The organism is Flavobacterium gelatinilyticum (assembly GCF_027111295.1).
In the GTDB taxonomy this organism is placed as follows: Bacteria; Bacteroidota; Bacteroidia; order Flavobacteriales; family Flavobacteriaceae; genus Flavobacterium; species Flavobacterium gelatinilyticum.
In genome coordinates this window covers 2,214,019-2,234,171 of the sequence record NZ_CP114287.1, presented here as the reverse complement: position 1 = coordinate 2,234,171, position 20,153 = coordinate 2,214,019, and the positions used below count along the sequence as shown (strand labels likewise).

Below are 20,153 nucleotides of genomic sequence, written 5' to 3'. Positions count from 1 at the left end.
TTATGTATTATATCGGTTATGATATTGGAAGTTCTTCTGTCAAGGCAGCCTTGGTAGAAGCAGAAACAGGCAAAAAAATTATTGTTCTGAATGAACCTCAAAACGAAATGGAAATCCTTTCGGTTCACCCGGACTGGGCAGAACAGGATCCGGAGATTTGGTGGCAATACATTTGTACGGCAACAAAAAGAGCAATTAAAGAAGCGAATATTGATGCGTCTAAAATTCAGGGAATTGGTATTTCGTACCAAATGCACGGGTTGGTAATTGTGGACAAAGAAGGAACTGCATTACGAAATTCAATTATCTGGTGCGACAGCCGTGCAGTTGAAATTGGAAATAAGGCTTTCGCCGAAATTGGAGAAGAAAAATGCATGTCACATTTATTGAATTCACCAGGAAATTTCACTGCTTCTAAACTGAAATGGGTTAAGGAAAACGAACCAGAAATTTACAATAAAATCGCTAAATACATGCTTCCGGGAGATTACATCGCTTTGAAATTGACAGGCGAAGTAACGACAACCAAAAACGGTTTGTCTGAAGGAATGCTTTGGGATTATAAAGAAAATAAAGTAGCTGACTGGCTTTTGGATTACTACGGAATCGATCAGTCGTTGACGCCAAAAATTGTAGAAAATTTTACCAATCAAGGAGTTGTTACAGAGAAAGCTTCACAAGAATCGGGACTTCCTGCGGGAATTCCAATTGTATATAGAGCAGGAGATCAGCCAAATAATGCTTTATCATTAAATGTGTTACGTCCGGGCGAAGTTGCGGCGACAGGCGGAACATCAGGTGTTTTCTATGCGGTTACAGAAACCAATTCAGGAAAAAGTACTCGTGTAAACAACTTCGTTCATGTAAATTATACAGAATCAAATCCGAGAGTCGGCAAACTGCTGAATATAAACGGAGCGGGAATTCAATACCGATGGATGCGAAACAATATTGGAAATGAGTCGTATGAAGAAATGAATGAAAAAGCATCTCAGATCAATGTAGGTTCGCAAGGATTGGTTGTAATTCCGTTTGGGAATGGTGCCGAAAGAATGTTCAATAACAAAAATATCGGGTCTCATATTTTAAACCTGAATTTTAATATTCATACCAACGCGCATTTATTCAGAGCATCTTTAGAAGCCATTGCATTTTCGTTTGTATACGGAATGGAATGTTTGAAAGATGATAATGCAACGATTAATGTCATTAGAGCCGGAAATGATAATCTTTTCCGTTCTGAGATTTTCTCGAATACCGTTGCAACATTAATTGGTCACGAAATCGAAATTTACAATACAACAGGAGCAGTAGGAGCGGCGCGAGCAGTAGGCTTGACAGACGGTGATTTTGAAAAGTTTGGTTCAGGAATTACAACAAACGATCACGTAATGACCTTTTTGCCTCTAAAAAACAAAGAGGAATACGAAACGGCTTATAAAAAATGGAAACAAGAATTAGAATTAATATTAACAACTAAATAAAATACAATGATAACTTTAGGAGATAAAGAATACTACAAAGGTATCGGCCAAATTAAGTTTGAAGGGAAAGAATCTGACAATCCTTTGGCGTTTAAATATTACAATCCAGACCAAGTTGTAGCTGGAAAAACAATGCGTGAGCACTTTAAATTTGCTATTGCTTACTGGCATACTTTCTGCGGACAAGGCGGCGATCCGTTCGGGCCTGGAACTCAAAATTTTGCTTGGGATGCATCATCAGATCCGTATCAGGCTGCAAAGGATAAAGCAGATGCTGCTTTTGAATTCATTAGTAAAATGGGATTCGATTATTTCTGTTTCCACGATTACGATTTGATTAACGAAGGACCGACTTTCGCAGAATCAGAAAAACGTTTGGCTTTCATTACAGAGTATTTAAAACAGAAAAAAGCAGAATCTGGAATTAAATTGCTTTGGGGAACTTCAAACTGTTTCTCAAACCCAAGATTCATGAACGGAGCGGCTACAAATCCTGATTTTAATGTTGTAGCAAGAGCTGGAGGACAAGTAAAATTAGCTCTAGACGCTACAATCGCTTTAGGCGGTGAAAACTATGTATTCTGGGGAGGTAGAGAAGGTTATATGTCTTTACTGAACACAGATATGGGAAGAGAATTAGACCACATGGCACAATTCTTAGCAATGTCCAGAGACTACGCAAGAGCGCAAGGTTTTAAAGGAACTTTCTTCATCGAGCCAAAACCAATGGAGCCATCTAAACACCAATACGATTTTGACTCTGCAACTGCAATTGGATTCTTAAAAAATTATGGTTTAGATAAAGATTTCAAAATCAACATCGAGGTAAACCACGCTACTTTGGCACAGCACACTTTCCAACACGAATTAGAAGTGGCTGCAAAAGCAGGAATGTTAGGAAGTATCGATGCGAACAGAGGTGATTACCAAAACGGATGGGATACAGATCAATTTCCAAACAACATTCAGGAAACAACTGAAGCAATGTTAGTTTTCTTAAAAGCCGGCGGATTACAAGGCGGAGGAGTTAATTTTGATGCTAAAATCAGAAGAAATTCTACAGATTTAGAAGATGTTTTCTTAGCGCACATTGGCGGAGCTGATACTTTTGCAAGAGCATTACTAACTGCTGATAAAATCATCTCTTCTTCTCCATACGAGAAATTAAGAAAAGAAAGATACAGCTCATTCGATTCTGGAAAAGGTAAAGATTTTGCTGATGGAAAATTAGGTTTAAAAGATCTTTATACTATCGCTCATGAAAATGGAGAATTAAACCTTCAAAGCGGTAAACAAGAATTGTTTGAAAACATCATCAACCAATACATTTAATTGGTTTAACTTTTAAAACATACCAACCTAACAGGTTTTAAAACCTGTTAGGTTTCTACAAAATATCTAAAAAGATTTAAGATTTTAAATATGATAGCCGTAAAATGGTAGTATAGTTAAAAGTGCTTTTTAGATGAAAAAATTGAGAAATGTGTATCAAGATAATGACTTGATTTTTTGAAGTTTAAATTTTGAAGAAAATAGATTGAAGGTTTAGTTACTATTTTTTAATAAATTCGAAATAAAAGAAATAAGTCAGTTTTGATAAAAGTTGAGGTGAGTTCTATTTTTATCAAATGTTTTTGACGAGCAGATCAGGATGCACATTTTTTTCTCATTGAAATATACAGGCAGCTTTGTCAAAGTTTTAAACTTTGTCAAACTTCTCACAAACGATATTTTTACAAAAGCTCCTTAAAAAAGGAGCTTTTTTTATGACTTATAAACAACCGATTGCCTTTTTTAACAATTTTAACAACCTATCCTGTTAAAATAAAATTGTATTTGCTTTTAAATCAGTTATCTATTGTAGTGTGCCGTTAGTATTGAGATGACAAAAACTTCCTCTAAACATTCTGTACTTTTAAGATTACTAAAACGATGTAGTTTTGGTTTAATGCGCTTCGAAAACGTTTTTTTTATATTTTTTTTAAGATTTTGATTTAATCGTTTCTATTTCTTCAGTTATTCTTCTAATTGGCTTCTATATTTTGAGTATTATTTAGTGTTTTGGCTTTTTTGATAAACGATTAGTTTTTTAAATTGATATTTTTTTTATAATTCGTAAAAAAAAATAACGCAACCGATTGTGTGTTGTTGTTTTTTGTATATATTTGTTTCAATAATGATTTTAAGTTGTTTATCCAGAAATTGAAATGACTTTTTAATCGGCCAAAAAAAACTAAACTAACTAAACCATACTATTAACTAACTAAATCAATTATTTATGACTAACCTTTTAATTACTAAAAGCAAATCTAAATACTTTAAAAATCTGGGTTTATTAATCCTCATGCTGGTATTTTCTGCTGCGGTAAATGCACAAACCACTGTGTCAGGAATTGTTTCTGATAGTAACGGACCAATACCGGGAGTAAATATTTTTGTAAAAGGAACCAAAATCAGTTCAGTTTCAAATTTTGACGGAACTTATTCAATCGGACCTGTTGCAGCAAATGCTGTTTTATCATTCAGTTTTATAGGGTACAAGACTCAAGACATTTCTGCAGCTGGAAAAAACAAAATAGATGTCCTGCTGGAAGAAGATTTAAACAGTCTGAAAGAAGTGGTTGTAATTGGGTACGGAACCATGAAAAGAGGCGATCTTACGGGATCTATTTCTTCGGTAAACAGTACAGCTATTACACAGTCTGTTGCAACTAGTGTTGAACAGGTGCTGCAAGGACGTGCCGCAGGTATCAACATACAGGCTACAAATGGTGCGCCGGGAGCGAGTTCAACAGCCCGTATTCGTGGTATCAGTTCGATTACCGGAGATAACGAACCTATTTATGTAATTGACGGTGTGGTAATCAGCGGATCATCTAATTCAAATACCAATAATCCGCTTGCCGGGATTAACCCGGCAGATATTGCATCGGTAGATATTTTAAAAGATGCTTCTGCAACCGCTATCTACGGCTCAAGAGCAGCAGGAGGAGTAATCATCATTACGACTAAAACCGGTAAAAAAGGAGAATTGACCCTTAATTTTGACAGTTATTTGGGCTGGCAGGAAATCCCGAAACAATTACAGGTTTTAAACCTGAGAGAATACGGAACCCTAAAAAATACCCGTGCCGATCTAGGAATTGTACAGCGCGATAATACTTTCATCCGTCCTGATTTGTTGGGCGAAGGAACCAACTGGCAGGATGAGTTATTCCAGACCGCTTTAATGCAGAGTTACAACTTATCGGCTTCAGGAGGTTCAGATAATACGACTTATGCATTTGGAGTAGGATATCTGGATCAGGATGGTATTGCGATTGGTTCTTCGTTTGACAGGCTGAATCTTAGAGGGATTATCGATTCGCAGATTAAAAGCTTTTTAAAGGTGGGTGTAAATACAGCTTTGTACAAAACCAATCAGGTAAATACGTTTTCTGATGGTTCTTTAATATTAACGGCATTAAAACAAACTCCAAACGTAGCGGCACGTAATGCCGACGGGACTTTCGATGGTCCGGACACAACAGAATTCGTTCAGAACAATCCGCTGGGTCTGGCTTTAATGAGAGACAATCACAACAAAAATTACGGGATAAGAGCCAATGCTTACGCAGAAATTACGTTTTTCAAAGACTTAAAATTGAAATCCCAATATTCTGTCGATTATAATTTTGCCAATACCTACACCTTTAATCCATCCTACACTTTTGGAGCATTGGTAAACGATGTAAGAGAAGGATCCAGAACCAAATCATTGGGCGATAACTGGATCTGGAACAACTTATTGACCTACAATAAAACGTTTGGTAAACATACTGTAACAGCTATGTTAGGTCAGGAAATGCAGGAACAGCACTGGGAAAATCTGTACGGATATCGTTCAGGATATATAACAAACGGTGCGACTGATTTAAATGCCGGAGATTCTACAACAGCCCGAAATTCAAACGCAAGCTCAACAAAATCCTTAAGTTCTTATTTTGGAAGATTATTTTACTCTTTCAACGACAAATATTTGTTAACAGCTACTTTAAGACGAGATGGTTCTTCTCAGTTTGCTCCGGAAAACCGCTGGGACTGGTTTCCATCAGCCGCTTTGGCCTGGAAAGTTTCTAATGAAAATTTCTTAAAAGAAAACAAAACAATCAACAACTTAAAATTAAGACTAGGCTGGGGAATTGTTGGAAATCAAAACGTAGTATACGAATTTCCTACTACAGCAGTTTACGGCACATCGGCTACCAACTGGGGAAGCGGACAAATCGCTCTTAACACACCCAATAGAGATTTAGGCTGGGAAAAAACAAAATCAACAAACATTGGATTTGATTTAGGACTTTTCAATAATAGAATAGAATTAATTACAGACGTTTATTATAAAAAAACCGAAGGTTTATTACTCCCGTTATCACTTCCTGCTTATGCCGGAACAACCGGACAGGGATCGACTACACCGCCAATTTATAATATTGGTTCTCTTGAAAACAAAGGTCTTGAGATTACGCTGAATACGATCAACATGGAAAGAAATGATTTTATATGGAAATCAAACTTCATTTTTTCTATGAACAGAAGCAAAGTACTCGGATTAAATTCGGCAGCGGGAGTTTACAATGCAACCGTACAGCAGGGTTCAGATGTTACAGTGGTAACCCGTACGGCGGTAGGACAGCCAATAGGACAGTTTTTTGGCTATAAAGTAATAGGACGTTTTGAAAAAGCAACTGATTTCTACTATAAAGATAGTCAGGGAAATGTTAAACCTACTGCACTGCCGGAAGGCATGCAGATTTCGGAAAACGGAGTTTGGATTGGAGATTATATTTTTGAAGATGTTAATAAAGACGGTGTAATCAACGAAAAAGATGCAGGTTTTATTGGAAATCCCGCACCGGATTTCACTTTTGGAATAGGAAACACCTTTTCGTTCCTTGGATTTGATGTTAATATTCTGCTGACAGGTTCTTACGGAAACGAAGCTTTAAATTACCAGAGACGCTGGTTAGAAAATCCTCGTGAAAATACCAATTTATTGAAGTCAGCGTTAGGATATGCACAATTGGAGCTAATTGACCCGAACGGACCAAACGATTACCGTAATGTACAAATTGTAGGCGGCGATCCAAATATGCCGAGAATTGGTGCTTCATCAGCCTCATCAGCTTCAAATTACCGTTTAAGCAATCGTTTTGTAGAAGATGCTTCTTACGTACGAGTGAAGAATATTTCTATAGGATATAATTTACCAAAAAGTCTGTATTCAAAATACGGTATTTCCAATATCAAGATATATTCTAATGCGCAAAACGTACTAACCTTTACCAAGTACAAAGGGTTTGATCCTGAAATTGGATCAATCAACCAAAACGTTCTTTTAACGGGTGTCGATAATGGTCGTTATCCTTCTCCAATCATTACCACAATTGGATTAAACGTTAATTTCTAAACTCTACTAACTATGAAAGCAAAAAAAATATTTTACTCGATTCTTATGATCGCCATGCCATTTGTTTGGACTAGTTGTAGTGATCTTTTAGATATTGAGCCGGATGACCGAATTACAAACGAGAACTTCTATAAAACCGAATCTGATTTTCAGGCCGCAACAGGTCCGTTATACAACAGAGTCTGGTTCGATTTTAATGATAAATTTTATTATGGACTAGGAGACGGGCGCGCTGCCAATATGTATGCCCCTTTCTCAGATTACGTGTATCCGTTTACAGATTTAACCGAAACAGGTTTAACGGGCCCTTTGGTTTCGGCCTGGGGATCATTATACAATGTCGTGCAGCAGTCTAATAACGTTATAATCGGGATTTCCGGAAGTACCGTAGACGAAACCGTAAAAAGCAGGTATATAGCCGAAGCCCGTTTTATGAGAGGAACAGCCTATTGGTATCTGGCTTCTTTGTGGGGAGATGTTATTATTTCTACCGATGCGAAAGAATTGGTAAAGAACCCGATAGTAAATAAAAATCCAATGAAAGATGTATACGAATTCGCCATTCGTGATCTGGAATACGCAGCAAAATTTCTTCCTGAATCTGCCGGTCAGTCAGGGCGTTTAACCAAATACAGCGCTTTCGGAATGCTTTCTCGTGTTTACTTATCATTTTCGGGTGTAAGCGACAATCCAAACAGCGGTTCAAGAAATCAGGATTACCTTAATCTGGCAAAAAAAGCGGCCGAAAAAGTTATCAATTCAGGCGCTTACAGTTTAATGCCAAATTATGCTGATTTGTTTATGATCGAAAATAACAACAATCCAGAGTCTATGTTTGCCCTTCAGTGGGTGCCAAACGGTGACTTTGGGGTAAACAATACACAACAGGCTTATTTTGCCTTAGGATCTGACATTACAGGAGATGATGCTGCATGGGGATACTGGACAAGAGCTTCTTACGACGTTTTAAAAGAATATGAATCCAAAGACCTTCGCCGCAGATCAACCTGGATGGGGGATGACGATTTTTATCCTGAAATCAACAAATCAAACGGAGGTTATACAGTAGATCACAGCAAAGAATTTTTAACGGTAAAAAAAGGAGTAGTAGGTTCAACCAAAGATAATCCTAAAATTACCCGTATGAATTCATCCCTAAACACCTACATGCTGCGTTTAGGCGAAGTCTATCTTAATTATGCCGAAGCGGCTTTAGGAAACAACGCCTCAACTGCCGACGCTTTAGCTCTCGAAGGCGTAAACAAACTTCGCACCCGTGCCGGATTAGATCCAAAAACAACCCTTACATATGCTGATATTATTCACGAAAGAAGAGTAGAATTATGTATGGAAGGACAATATTGGTACGATTTGGTTAGAAGAGCCTACTACAAACAGCAGGAAGTAATAAACTACATTACCGGACAGGACAGAGGAACAATCGTACCTATTTTGTACGATACAGCAACCAATACTGTTTCTGTTGACCCTTCAAAAAGCAACAGTCCGCGTGCGATTGGAGTTGTAGATGCCACTATTTTTCTTCTGCCTTATCCCGAATCAGAGCTGGTTCAGAATCCGTTATTGAGAGAAAATCCGGTTCCGTATCAATTTACAGAAGAAAAAATCAAAGACTTATTCTAGCATTACGAAGTAAAAAATCTAAAAAAGATTACTATGAAATATATTTTAAATAAAAAATATTGGGCACCCATCGCACTTCTTGGCATGATGGTTTTCAGTATGCTGTTCACCTCATGCGACAATAACGATTCAGAAGGCGGCACCATTACGATTACAAGGGTGTTTTTAGAAGATGTAAATTCAACCGTACCGGACAGACCGGTTACCTTTGCCCGTTTAGGACAAACGCTGCGTATTGAAGGGTCAGGATTTGCAGGATTAAGAAGAGTTTATATAAACGGATATTCAACATATTTTAATGTGGTTTTTGTTTCCAATACTTCAATGCTGATTAATGTTTCGGCAGATACGCCTATTGTCGATGCCGATCCTTCGGTACGAAACACAATCCGATTTGTAAATGACAACAGCGAAACGATATTTCCGTTTGACATCAGAGCAGGAAAACCCGCCATTACCAGAATTTCAAACGCAATGCCGAATGCAGGCGAAACCATTACCGTTTACGGAAGCGGTTTAACCGAAATTTCAAAAGTAGTTTTCCCGGGCAATATCGAAGTAACATCCGGAATAACTTCTGATGAAGACGGAGAATTCTTTACCGTAGCTGTTCCAAACGGAGTTTCAGACAATGGAGGATCTTTATTTGTTATGGGATCAAACGGAGGAGCGTATTCACCAGCCTATTTCAACTTCAAAAAAGGAATACTGTTAGATTTTGACGGAAGAGGAACTCAGGGTTCTTGGAGCACCAGCACAATGCCGGGTATGATTGCACCTGCAGATCTGGAATCGGCACCTGTTGGAGAAATCAATATTTCTCAGGGAAAATACGTACCGCATCGTCCGGCCCGTCTTGCCTCTATTGCTGCCGCTTCCGGAAGAGCCACAGAAGCCTGGACAGCCGGAACAGGAGTCGATGACTGGAGATCGCAGTTGGTGCCTTCAATCCCGGCCGGTACACCGCTGGATAAAGTGGCCTTTCAGTTCGAAATCTACGTTCCGGAAGCCTGGAAAGATTCAGGATATTTAAAAATATGCACCATCAATAACTTTAGTGCAGGAACGTGGGCAGGCGGTGTTTACAACTACATACCGTGGCTTGTAGACGGAAAATCGGTTGCATTTCAAACCACAGGATGGACAACCGTTACCATTCCGTTCAACAAATTTTACCAATGGTCTAAAGAAGCTTTTACTTTCGAAACAGTTTTAGCCTATCGCGAAGCTGCAACGTATCAAAACTTTGGTATCTGGTTCGAAAATTTAGATGTAAAAATGAAAGACGTTTTAGGAACCGAGAGCGAAGTAGAATTTGCTTCAAAAGCAACTTCTGTAAGAGTGTATACAGACAACTGGAGAATCGTACCATTAGATACACCGGTTTACAATGATTTCCCTAACTAAAAACTGCACCAAATGAAATATAAATATATACTGCCAATTATTGCTTCATCACTTATGATTTTGTCATCATGCGATGATAATCTGATGGAGTGGGGAAAAGACCCTGATCACGGAGAAGTAACCGGAGCAGAACTTCCGTTAGCTTTAGTCGAAAAAATCAGCCGTTACGAACCTCTTAAAAACTATTCCCCTTTTCCGTTAGGAAACGGAATTGGGATCAGCATGTACATGAGCGACGAAACCTACCGCAAAATTGTAAACGAAAATTTTGATGAGGTAACTCCGGGTTACGAAATGAAACACGGCGCGATGGTAAACTCTAAAGGAGAAATTAATTTTACCAATGTAGACGCCTTTATCGCAGCGACCAAAAGCGCAGGACTAAAAGTCTTTGGGCACACCCTGATCTGGCACTCAAATCAAAGTGCAGGTTATTTAAACAGTATTATTGCCCCAACAGTAATTCCGGGATCAAGCGGTGCCAATATTTTAGATTTAACACCAGTTAAAAACGGAAGTTTTACAGGCTGGGCACGTTACAATGCCGGTAAAGGAATAAATGTTATTGATAATGAAGGACTGGTTCCGGGTACAAAAGCCATTCAGCTTATGTCCAGTTCCACATCATCGCAGCCTTATAACTTACAATTAATATCTCCTGATGTTGCAATTAATGCAGCCCACAATTACGAACTTTCATTTTATGTGAAATCAGACGTGGCAGGAAAAGGCCGAATCTCATTTGATGCCTCATTAGTAAATCAGTATCCGTATAAAGATTGGTACAATACAGGATCAGAAACAGATGGTTTTGCCACTTCATCACAATGGAAACAGGTAAAAATCAAATTAAAACCAACCGATTTTGTTGCAGGAAGCACGAAATTCAAATTCAATATCGATTTGGGTTATCTGCCAAATGTCAATTACTTAATTGATGTAAATACATTGGCGGTGGTCGATCTTGATGCCTCAACAGCCGTTGTAAACATGATTTCAAACGGAAATTTCGAAAACGGAAGTCTGGGAAGCTGGGGAGGCTGGGGTAACGGTTCAACCCGGGCAATTTCGGCAAAAGGAGAAGGATATTCCAGCGATTACGCGATGGTATTGACAAATCCGAAAGTGGCAGAAAACTACAACGCACAACAGGTGTATACATTGAGTACGCCATTGGAGCAGGGAGTTGAATACAGTTTTTCTTTTATGGTAAAATCTACTGCAGCAGCAAGTTTACAGGTAGAAGCTCAGGGAGCCAATTATAATGCCGATTATTACGGCGGAATAAGCGTTACAACCGGATGGACACAGGTTACTAAAACCATTGTTCCGTCTAAAGCAGACCGTGACAAAATAATCTTTGATTTTGGAGCAGATGCCGTAACCTATTATATCGATGATATTGTTTTAAGCAAAAAAGCAGCATCAGGCGGAGGACCTACAGCGCCTATTACCATTGAAAAAACTGAAGCCGAAAAAGCAAAAATCATTGCAGATGCCATGACCGACTGGATATCTAAAATGATGACACACTATAAAACCAGTGTTTTTGCATGGGATGTTGTAAATGAACCAATGAAAGAAGACGGAACATTGCGCAACGGAACCGAAGGCGATACCGCAGCAGATTATTTTTCATGGGTAAAATACCTTGGAAAAGATTATGCAGTATCGGCATTTAAACTGGCGCGCCAGTACGGTAATGAAACCGATAAACTTTTCATCAACGATTATAACTTAGAATCAAGACTTGATAAATGCGAAGGTCTGATTAAATACGTAGAATATATTGAAAGCCAGGGCGCAAAAGTAGACGGAATTGGCACGCAGATGCACATTGGTTTAAATACAGATAAAGAAAAAATTGTTCAGATGTTCCAAAAACTGGCCGCTTCAGGAAAACTGATTAAAATCTCAGAACTGGACGTTAGATTAGGAACCAAAACCCCAACCGTTGCACAGCAGGCTTCGCAGGCCGAAATGTACCAGTACGTAATCGATATGTACAGACAGCACATCCCAACAGCGCAGCAATACGGAATCACGATCTGGGGCGTATCTGATCATCCAAAAGAACACGAGTACTGGCTTCCGGACGAATCGCCAAACCTTTGGGATGCAAATTACGTTCGTAAACATGCTTATAAAGGAACAGCTGATGGTCTTGCAGGAAAAGATGTAAGCAAAGACTTTTCAGGAGAGTTGGTTAAGTAAGTGAGTTTTTATTGTAATTTAATCCATAATATGAATCTGTAAAAGGGTTTGTATTATGGATTATTTATTTTTTAATTTTTAAACAGAATTAGAATGTATAAGCCTTTTAAAAATATCGTTATTATCCTGTTTTTTGCCATATCTCAATTCGGACTTTCGCAGGACAAAATACCGCATCTCAAACAAAAAGGAAACAAAACACAGCTGTTTGTAAACGAAAAACCTTTTATCATAAGAGGAGGCGAATTAGGAAATTCCTCAGCAACCAGTATGGAAAGCATGGAACCCATCTGGTCTAAACTGACCGATATGAACCTCAACACCGTTTTAACCCCGGTTTATTGGGAATTGATAGAACCGCAGGAAGGAAAATTTGATTTTCAGTTAGTAGATGATTTAATTCTTCGTGCCCGAAAAGAAAACCTGAAACTCGTTTTTCTTTGGTTTGGATCATGGAAAAACAGTATGTCCAGCCACGCTCCGGAATGGGTAAAACTAAATCAGAAAAAATACCCAAGAGTTAAAGACGACAAAAACAAAAGTCATGAAATACTGACGCCTTTCAGCGAAAATAATCTTGAAGCCGATTTAAAAGCTTTTAAAAAACTGATGGCACACCTAAAAGATTTCGACCAGAAAGAACAAACCGTAATTATGGTTCAGGTTGAAAACGAAATCGGGATGCTGCCAACCGCCCGAGATTATCATGCTTTGGCAAATGCTGCGTTTCAGAAACCGGTTCCCGATCAATTGATAAAATATCTGGAAAAAAACAAACAAAAATTAGTTCCCGAATTTTTAGAAATCTGGAAGAAAAACGGATTCAAAACCAAAGGAAACTGGGAAGAAGTATTCGGAAAAGGACTTCACACCGATGAAATTTTCATGGCCTGGTATTTTTCAAAATTTACCAATATTGTTGCCAAAGCTGGAAAAGACGCGTATCCAATTCCGATGTTTGTAAACGCGGCCTTAAACGCACCCGAAAAAAAGCCAGGACAATATCCGAGTGCAGGACCGCTTCCGCACATTATGGATGTTTGGAAAGCGGCCGGAAACTCAATTGATTTTTTAGCACCGGATTTCTACAATCCGTCATTCAAACAATGGAACGATTTGTTTACCCGTCAGGGAGATCCGCTTTTTATTCCGGAACACCGTTTTGATGAAACCGCACCATTCAAAGGATTATATGCCATTGGACATTACGAAGCCATTGGTTTTTCGCCTTTCTCAATAGAATCCGTTGCCGATGCTAAAAAAGAACCTTTGGGCAAAATTTACGATTTGGTACAACAGCTGACTCCTTTAATTGAAAAATATAAAGGACAGGGAAAAATCGACGGTGTTTTGTTAGATAAAGAAAACAACACGCAGCTTATTAAAATGGGCGATTACGAATTCACTTTTAAACATGATTATACCTTAAATTGGTCTGACGGAGCAAAAGCAGAGGTTTGGCCCAAATCAAGCGCCATTATTATAGAAATTGCCAAAGATGAATTTTACATTTCTGGTTCAGGAATTGTCGTTACTTTTAAAGCTGTAAAAGAAAATGTAAATGCCGGAATTTTAAAAACAGATTTTGGGAAATTCGAAAACGAAGTCTGGAGAACGATAAGACATTTCAACGGAGATCAAACCCATCAGGGAAGACATTTAAGAATCTCCGTTGGTGATTACGAAATCCAGAAAATAAAATTATATACGTATGAATAGGTTTATCTATCCTAACAGGTTTTCAAAACCTGTTAGGTATGAATTTTTAAATATAATTTTAAACATGTCTTTTTTTTAGAATAAAAAACAATACCTGACAGGTTTTGAAAACCTGTCAGGATACGACGGTTCTACTGTGTGTAAAAAACAATATTATGAAAAAAATAATACTAGCATTTCTAATAACAATCAGCCTCAACGCCCAGATAAAACTTCCCAAGCTTATAAGCGACGGAATGATTTTACAACGTGATACAAAAGTCAACATCTGGGGATGGGCGTTGCCAAATGAAAAAATCGAACTCGATTTCAATCACAAAACATACAAAGCAATCACGTCACAAGAAGGAAAATGGACAATACAACTTCCATCGCAAAAAGCAGGCGGACCTTATGAAATGACCTTGAAAGCATCCAACACTATTGTGCTTAAAAATATTCTTTTTGGAGATGTCTGGCTCTGTTCCGGGCAATCGAACATGGAATTGCCAATGGACCGCCTCAAAGACAAATACAAAGAAGAAATTGCGAAATCTTTTAATCCCAATATCAGACAATTTTTAGTACCCGATGAGTATTATTTCGAAAAAGAAAGAAACGATTTCTCCTCCGGTTCATGGGTTGAAGCCAATCCCGTAAACGTTTTACAGTTTACAGGCGTTGGTTATTTCTTTGCTTTAGAAATCTATGAAAAATACAAAATTCCGATTGGCTTAATCAACAGCGCTTTGGGCGGTTCTCCTGCCGAATCCTGGATCAGCGAAGAAAACATTAAAAAGTTCCCTGAATATCATCAGGAATATTTAAAATTCAAAGACGGAAAACTCGAAAAACAAATCGATGAAAACGATCGCAAAGTCAGTTCAGAATGGTATAAGTTAGTAAACAATACCGATGTTGGCGTTAAAAATAAATGGGCAAATTCTGTCGATATTTCAGATTGGAAGGAAATGAAAATTCCGGGTTATTGGGCCTATGGCGAACTCGGAAAAACAAACGGTTCAGTTTGGTTTAAAAAAGAATTTGTTCTGGAAAAAGTAAAAGAAAATCAGGCAAAACTAATTTTAGGACGAATTGTAGATGCCGATTCGGTTTTTGTAAACGGACATTTTGCCGGAACCACTTCATACCAATATCCGCCAAGAATTTATTCCTTTAATGCCAATTTTTTAAAAGAAGGAAAAAACGAAATTACCATTCGCGTCATCAACAATTCAGGCAGAGGAGGTTTCGTGACCGATAAACCCTACGAGCTGATTATTGGCGATAAACCCATCGATTTAAAAGGAAACTGGAAATACAAGCAAGGCTCAAAAATGGAACCTCTTCCGGGACAGACATTCGTGCGCTGGAAACCTGTCGGACTCTACAATGCCATGATCGCGCCTTTAAAAGAATATCCAATAAAAGGAGTTTTATGGTATCAGGGCGAAGCCAATACCAAAAAGCCATTAGAATATGGAGCATTAATGCAAACCTTAATTTCGAACTGGCGTACGCAATGGAAACAGGAAAAACTGCCATTTTTATTGGTACAGCTTCCTAATTTTATGGAACCAAAAACAGAACCTGCAGAAAGCAATTGGGCCGCTTTGAGGCAACAGCAATTAAATATGCTGAAAGTTCCAAATACAGGATTGGCCATAACCATAGATTTAGGCGAATGGAACGATATTCACCCTTTAAACAAATACGATGTTGGCAAACGATTATCGCTGCAGGCAGGAAAATTGGTTTATGACGATAAAAATGTAGTCGCTTCTGGGCCTATTTTTCAATATATGAAACAAGATGGAAATAAACTGATTTTAAATTTTTCTGATATAGGAACAGGATTGCAAATCAAAAACGGAAACGAATTAAAAGAATTCGCCATTGCCGGAATAGACGGTAAGTTTGTCTGGGCAAAAGCAATAATCGAAAAGGATAAAATCGTAGTTTGGAATGATACAATCACAAATCCCGTAAAAATCCGTTACGCCTGGGCAGATAATCCCGTTGAAGTGAATTTATACAATAAAGAAAATTTACCGGCTTCGCCTTTTGAGGCAGAGTTGAAGTAAATTTTGTACCCAATTTTTGTCATTTCGACTGAAAGGAGAAATCACACTAGAAATTCCATAAAGTTAATTCGTCAATCTTTGTAGAGCTGTTTGTGTGATTTCTCGTTCCTCGAAATGACAAATTACGGTGTTGATCTTGGGCAAATCTTAAAAAGTACTACTTTAAATTCTCTACCAATATTTTCAAGAAAGCCGTAACCGCTTTTTTCTCATAAACTTCCTTCAGCGAAATAAGCATTGCGGTGCGTGTCATGTTTTTACCGCTTATCGGGATTGCGTACAAATCTTCTTCGTTTTCAATTGTCGTTTTAGTTAAGATCGTATGCCATTTTCCAGTTTTGATTAACTCCACTAATGTCGGAATATCATTTATTTCAATCGTAACATTTGGATGCAGATTACTTTTTTCAAAAGCCCTGCTGATAAATTGAGTGGTGCTGAAACCGCCCGCAGGCATTGCAAGAGGCAGAGTACTGATTTCTTCAAGAGAAATAGTCTTTTTGTTTTTTAAAGCAGTTTCAGAAGACGTAACCAAAGCCATGGGCGACGTAAACAATTCCAGATATTTAAAATGCGCTTCAGAAGCAATTTCTTCAAAAGTCAGAATAACATCCAACTGAAAATGATTTAGTTTATGAATCAGTTCCTGCGAAGTTCCAAATATAATTTCGAACTGTATTTTCGGATATTCAGAACTGAATAAAATCAACGCTTTCGTAACCACATGGCGCAAAGCATACGTCACACCAATCGCTACTTTTCCCGTTTCGAGATTATTTAAATCTTTTAATAATTCCAGTCCGTCAGAAGCTTTATTGACAGATTGCTGCGCATAAACCGCAAATAAATCACCGGCTTCTGTCAGCGTAATTCTTTTCCCTATTCGGTTAAAGAGCGGTACTTTGAGTTCGTCTTCCAGTTGTTTAATCTGCTGCGAAAGGGTACTTTGGCTAATATAAAGTGCCGAGGCTGCTTCGGTAAAATTCAGTAATTCTTTTGCTTTAAGGAAATATTTAAGCTGTCGGAGTTCCATTTCTAAATCGGTTTTATCGATTGATTATATCGAAAAATAAGGTTTTACAAATATAGAAATTCTTAAGAACTTTGTTTCGTTGTAAAATTAGAAGAAAAATAAAATGGAAATTATAGCTTTACGAGAAGGAAATTATATTGTCAATTCTCAAAAAGAGTTTCAGCTTTTAACAGAGAACACGACCGATTTAGGTTTAAAAATGGCCATTCAGCCTTTTGTTGTTATTACAGACCATGATGTTATTTTAATAGATTTTGGTTTAGGATTTGTTCATAACGGCGTTCCGTTTATTTACGAAATGCTTAGAAAAAACAATATCGAACCGCAGCAGATTACCAAAATTCTGGTTTCGCATCTTCACAAAGATCATATTGAAGGAATTGGTTATTTTGAAAATGATCAATTCGTTCAAAATTTCCCGAATACGAAAATTTACATTCAGGAAAGAGAAATAGATTTTGCTTTAGGACAGCTGCAAAATCCGTCGTATGTTCCGGAAATATTAAATGAGTTAAAACAATTACCAAACGTTGAATTGTTAAATGAAGACAGCGGTAATATAACTGACGAAATTTATTTTGAAGTTACAGCAGGACATACCCAATTTCAGCAAGTATTTTGGATTAAGGCTGATGATGAAATTGTTTTTTACGGAGCTGATGATCTGCCTCAAAAAAGATATTTAAAAATTCCCGTTGCCTACAAAACAGATTTCGACGGAAAACGCGCCATGGAATCCCGAAAAAAATGGGAACAACAGGCAAAAGACGAAAACTGGAAAGTGCTTTTGTACCATGACATGAAGACGCCTGTTTTGGATTTTGCCGAAGAAAGAAGCCAGATGAAAGATGCTGTATAGAAACGAAAAGCTATTATAGAAGCAAGAGCAAAGACTTTTAGCTTAAAACAATAAAAGGAAAATTCAGATTAAATTATTTAGTCTGAATTTTTTTTTAGCAGAAAACAAAAGAAACAAAACACTCTTTACCTTTTCTTCAAGAGAAGTCCTCAAAATCGAAAAAGCTTTCGTAATCTGCGCTTCAACCGTTTTGATGGAAACGTCCAGATGTTCGGCTATTTCGATGTTGGTTAAACCTTCTTTTTTACTCAGTATAAAAACCTCTTTACACTTTGGCGGTAAATTCTGGATCTCCTTGTTTACGGCATTCAAAACCCTTTGAAAAGCTTCTGAATCCTCTTCCTGAACAATTCCGTTTAAAGCATCGTAATACGATTTTTCAAGAGAAAACAACGACTGGTTTTTTCGGTACAAATCGATAAATTCATTATAGACCAGTTTGTAGAGAAAACTTTTTAAAGCATGATCGGTTTTTAACCTCGTGCGCTGTTCCCAGACTTTTATAAAAACATTCTGCACGATATCTTCGGCGCTGTAGACATTTTTTACCAGACTGTTCGCATACACGCAGAGTTTATGATGATACGTATCGATTAAATAGGTATATGCTTTTTCATCTCCGTTGCGAAGAGACTCAATTAAGATTTCATTATTATGGTAATCAGCAGTCATCATAACAAATATATAAATTATAATTTTTAAGGGTAAAATAGGACACGTAATTCATTAAAATTTCTCCTTTTTTCCGGTTTCTATTTGAAAATTAGTACAAATAAAAAGTGCGAAAAAGGTCAGAATAAATCATCAGTCTTATAATTTCTATCAAATTAGTCGTGTTTTCTGAAAGAAAAGACTTGTGAAAAATAAAAAAATCATCAAAATGAAAAAAACTTTATCAAATTGTTAGGGTTTTGTTTTTTGGCTTCGTAATAATATTAAAAATAACGCAAATGACAGCGAAAAAATCAGAGCGATTAATCGTTAAATTTATCACAAATCAGGCTTCAAAAGATGAAATTGAGGAACTGACCGAGTGGTTAAAAGAAGATGAAAATCAGAAGATATTTAAGGATTTTGTAAAAACCAATTATGCGGTAGATACCGTGATGAATAATTTTGATTCTGCCGAAGTCAAAAAGCAGTTATCTGAAAGAATACAGCAGGAAAATAATGTTTTTTACAAAAGAAGATTTTCGTCCTATTATAAATATGCAGCAATTGTAATTTTTGCTTTAGGAGGATTTTATTTTTATAAAAGTTCGACCAATGCAGTTGAGCCAAAACAAAATGTGGTGATTCCGCGAGAAGAAGCTATTGTGCTGCAGATAGGAAATGAATCTGCCCAGACGATCGATCCGTCAGGAGTGCGAAACATAACCGATAAGTCAGGAAAAGTAATTGGAAGACAGGAAAAAAACAGACTGGTGTATACCAGCGAATATACCGAAGGCGAATTGGTTTACAACACATTGAAAATTCCATACGGGAAAAAATTTGAAGTACAGCTTTCAGACGGAACTATTGTGCATTTAAACGCCGGAACAACACTGCGTTATCCGGTTCAGTTTTCAAAAAATCAAAATAGAAAAGTTGATCTTTTGGGAGAAGCTTATTTTGAAGTTTCAAAAGACAAAAAACATCCGTTTACTGTCGATACACAAAACATGAATGTGGAGGTTTTGGGAACTAAGTTTAACGTGAATTCGTATACTGAAAATACAAGCACCGATATTGTTTTGGTTGAAGGAAAAGTGTCGCTTTATACAGATGAGAAAACAAAAAACAATGAGGTAGTTTTAAAACCCGGTTTTAAAGGATCGAACGTAAAAGGACAAACAACATTTAAAACCGAGGAAGTCAATACAGATTATTACACAGCCTGGGTAAAAGGAAGCCTGGTTTTTAAAAACGAATCGTTTGATCAGATTATCGCAAAACTCGAACGCCGTTACAATGTGACTTTTATCAATCGGAATAAAATGCTGGGTAAAGAAATTTTCAACGCCCGTTTCGACAACGAACCTATTGAGGTAGTACTCAAATATTTCAGCGACAGTTACGCAATAGATTATAACATTGACAGGGATAAGATTACGATTAAATAAATTAAAAATTAAAAATTAAAAATTAAAAATTAAAAATTAAAAATTAAAAATTAAAAATTGAGAATTAAAAATTAAAATTCAGCATACTCTAAAATCTAAGATGTAAAAAAGTCAGCGGTATGCTGAGCGAATCTAAAATCTAAAATCAGAAATCTAAGATGTAAAAAAGTCAGCGG

At 37.2% G+C, this 20,153-nt stretch carries 12 protein-coding genes; 10 read left to right on the top strand and 2 right to left on the bottom strand.

Translation table 11 applies throughout. The features are described from left to right. Positions 1-2: 2 nt before the first annotated feature. From OZP11_RS09405 to OZP11_RS09370, 8 genes are all read left to right on the top strand, one after another. Positions 3-1,484 carry a xylulokinase gene (locus tag OZP11_RS09405; RefSeq protein ID WP_281234962.1) on the top strand — a complete coding sequence of 494 codons (1,482 nt, stop codon included), beginning with the start codon at positions 3-5 and terminating at the stop codon, positions 1,482-1,484. 6 nt (positions 1,485-1,490) lie between these two features. Further along, positions 1,491-2,816: a xylose isomerase gene (xylA, locus tag OZP11_RS09400; protein WP_281234961.1), complete on the top strand. Its 1,326-nt coding sequence runs from the start codon at positions 1,491-1,493 to the stop codon at positions 2,814-2,816. Positions 2,817-3,762: 946 nt separating this feature from the next. After that, entirely contained in the window at positions 3,763-6,933 is a 3,171-nt protein-coding gene (locus OZP11_RS09395; protein ID WP_281234960.1) for a SusC/RagA family TonB-linked outer membrane protein, read from the top strand. Between the two features lie 12 nt (positions 6,934-6,945). Beyond that, positions 6,946-8,577, top strand: coding sequence for a RagB/SusD family nutrient uptake outer membrane protein (locus OZP11_RS09390; protein WP_281234959.1), 1,632 nt, complete (start codon positions 6,946-6,948; stop codon positions 8,575-8,577). A 33-nt stretch (positions 8,578-8,610) separates the two neighbouring features. Further along, complete coding sequence (locus OZP11_RS09385) at positions 8,611-9,984, top strand: glycan-binding surface protein (protein ID WP_281234958.1); 1,374 nt, start codon at positions 8,611-8,613, stop codon at positions 9,982-9,984. 12 nt (positions 9,985-9,996) lie between these two features. Continuing rightward, the gene (locus OZP11_RS09380; RefSeq protein WP_281234957.1) at positions 9,997-12,198 is read left to right on the top strand and encodes an endo-1,4-beta-xylanase; all 2,202 of its coding nucleotides are present in this window, start codon (positions 9,997-9,999) and stop codon (positions 12,196-12,198) included. A 93-nt stretch (positions 12,199-12,291) separates the two neighbouring features. After that, a complete protein-coding gene (locus OZP11_RS09375) occupies positions 12,292-13,917 on the top strand; it encodes a GH35 family beta-galactosidase (RefSeq protein WP_281234956.1) in 1,626 nt (541 codons plus the stop codon). A gap of 155 nt (positions 13,918-14,072) precedes the next feature. Beyond that, entirely contained in the window at positions 14,073-15,980 is a 1,908-nt protein-coding gene (locus OZP11_RS09370; protein WP_281234955.1) for a sialate O-acetylesterase, read from the top strand. Positions 15,981-16,137: 157 nt separating this feature from the next. Here OZP11_RS09370 and OZP11_RS09365 read toward each other — a convergent pair whose 3' ends face one another. Next, entirely contained in the window at positions 16,138-17,013 is an 876-nt protein-coding gene (locus tag OZP11_RS09365; RefSeq protein WP_281234954.1) for a LysR substrate-binding domain-containing protein, read from the bottom strand. Between the two features lie 103 nt (positions 17,014-17,116). Here OZP11_RS09365 and OZP11_RS09360 point away from each other — a divergent pair, with 103 nt between their 5' ends. Beyond that, positions 17,117-17,872, top strand: a complete 756-nt coding sequence (locus OZP11_RS09360) for an MBL fold metallo-hydrolase (protein WP_281234953.1) — start codon at positions 17,117-17,119, stop codon at positions 17,870-17,872. 63 nt (positions 17,873-17,935) lie between these two features. Here the strand turns inward: OZP11_RS09360 and OZP11_RS09355 are convergent, their stop codons facing one another. Then, on the bottom strand, positions 17,936-18,547 hold the full coding sequence (locus tag OZP11_RS09355; RefSeq protein ID WP_281234952.1) for an RNA polymerase sigma factor: 612 nt from the start codon (positions 18,545-18,547) through the stop codon (positions 17,936-17,938). 275 nt (positions 18,548-18,822) lie between these two features. Between OZP11_RS09355 and OZP11_RS09350 the strand changes: the two genes are divergently transcribed. Continuing rightward, complete coding sequence (locus tag OZP11_RS09350; protein WP_281234951.1) at positions 18,823-19,977, top strand: FecR family protein; 1,155 nt, start codon at positions 18,823-18,825, stop codon at positions 19,975-19,977. The last annotated feature ends 176 nt before the right edge of the window (positions 19,978-20,153 follow it).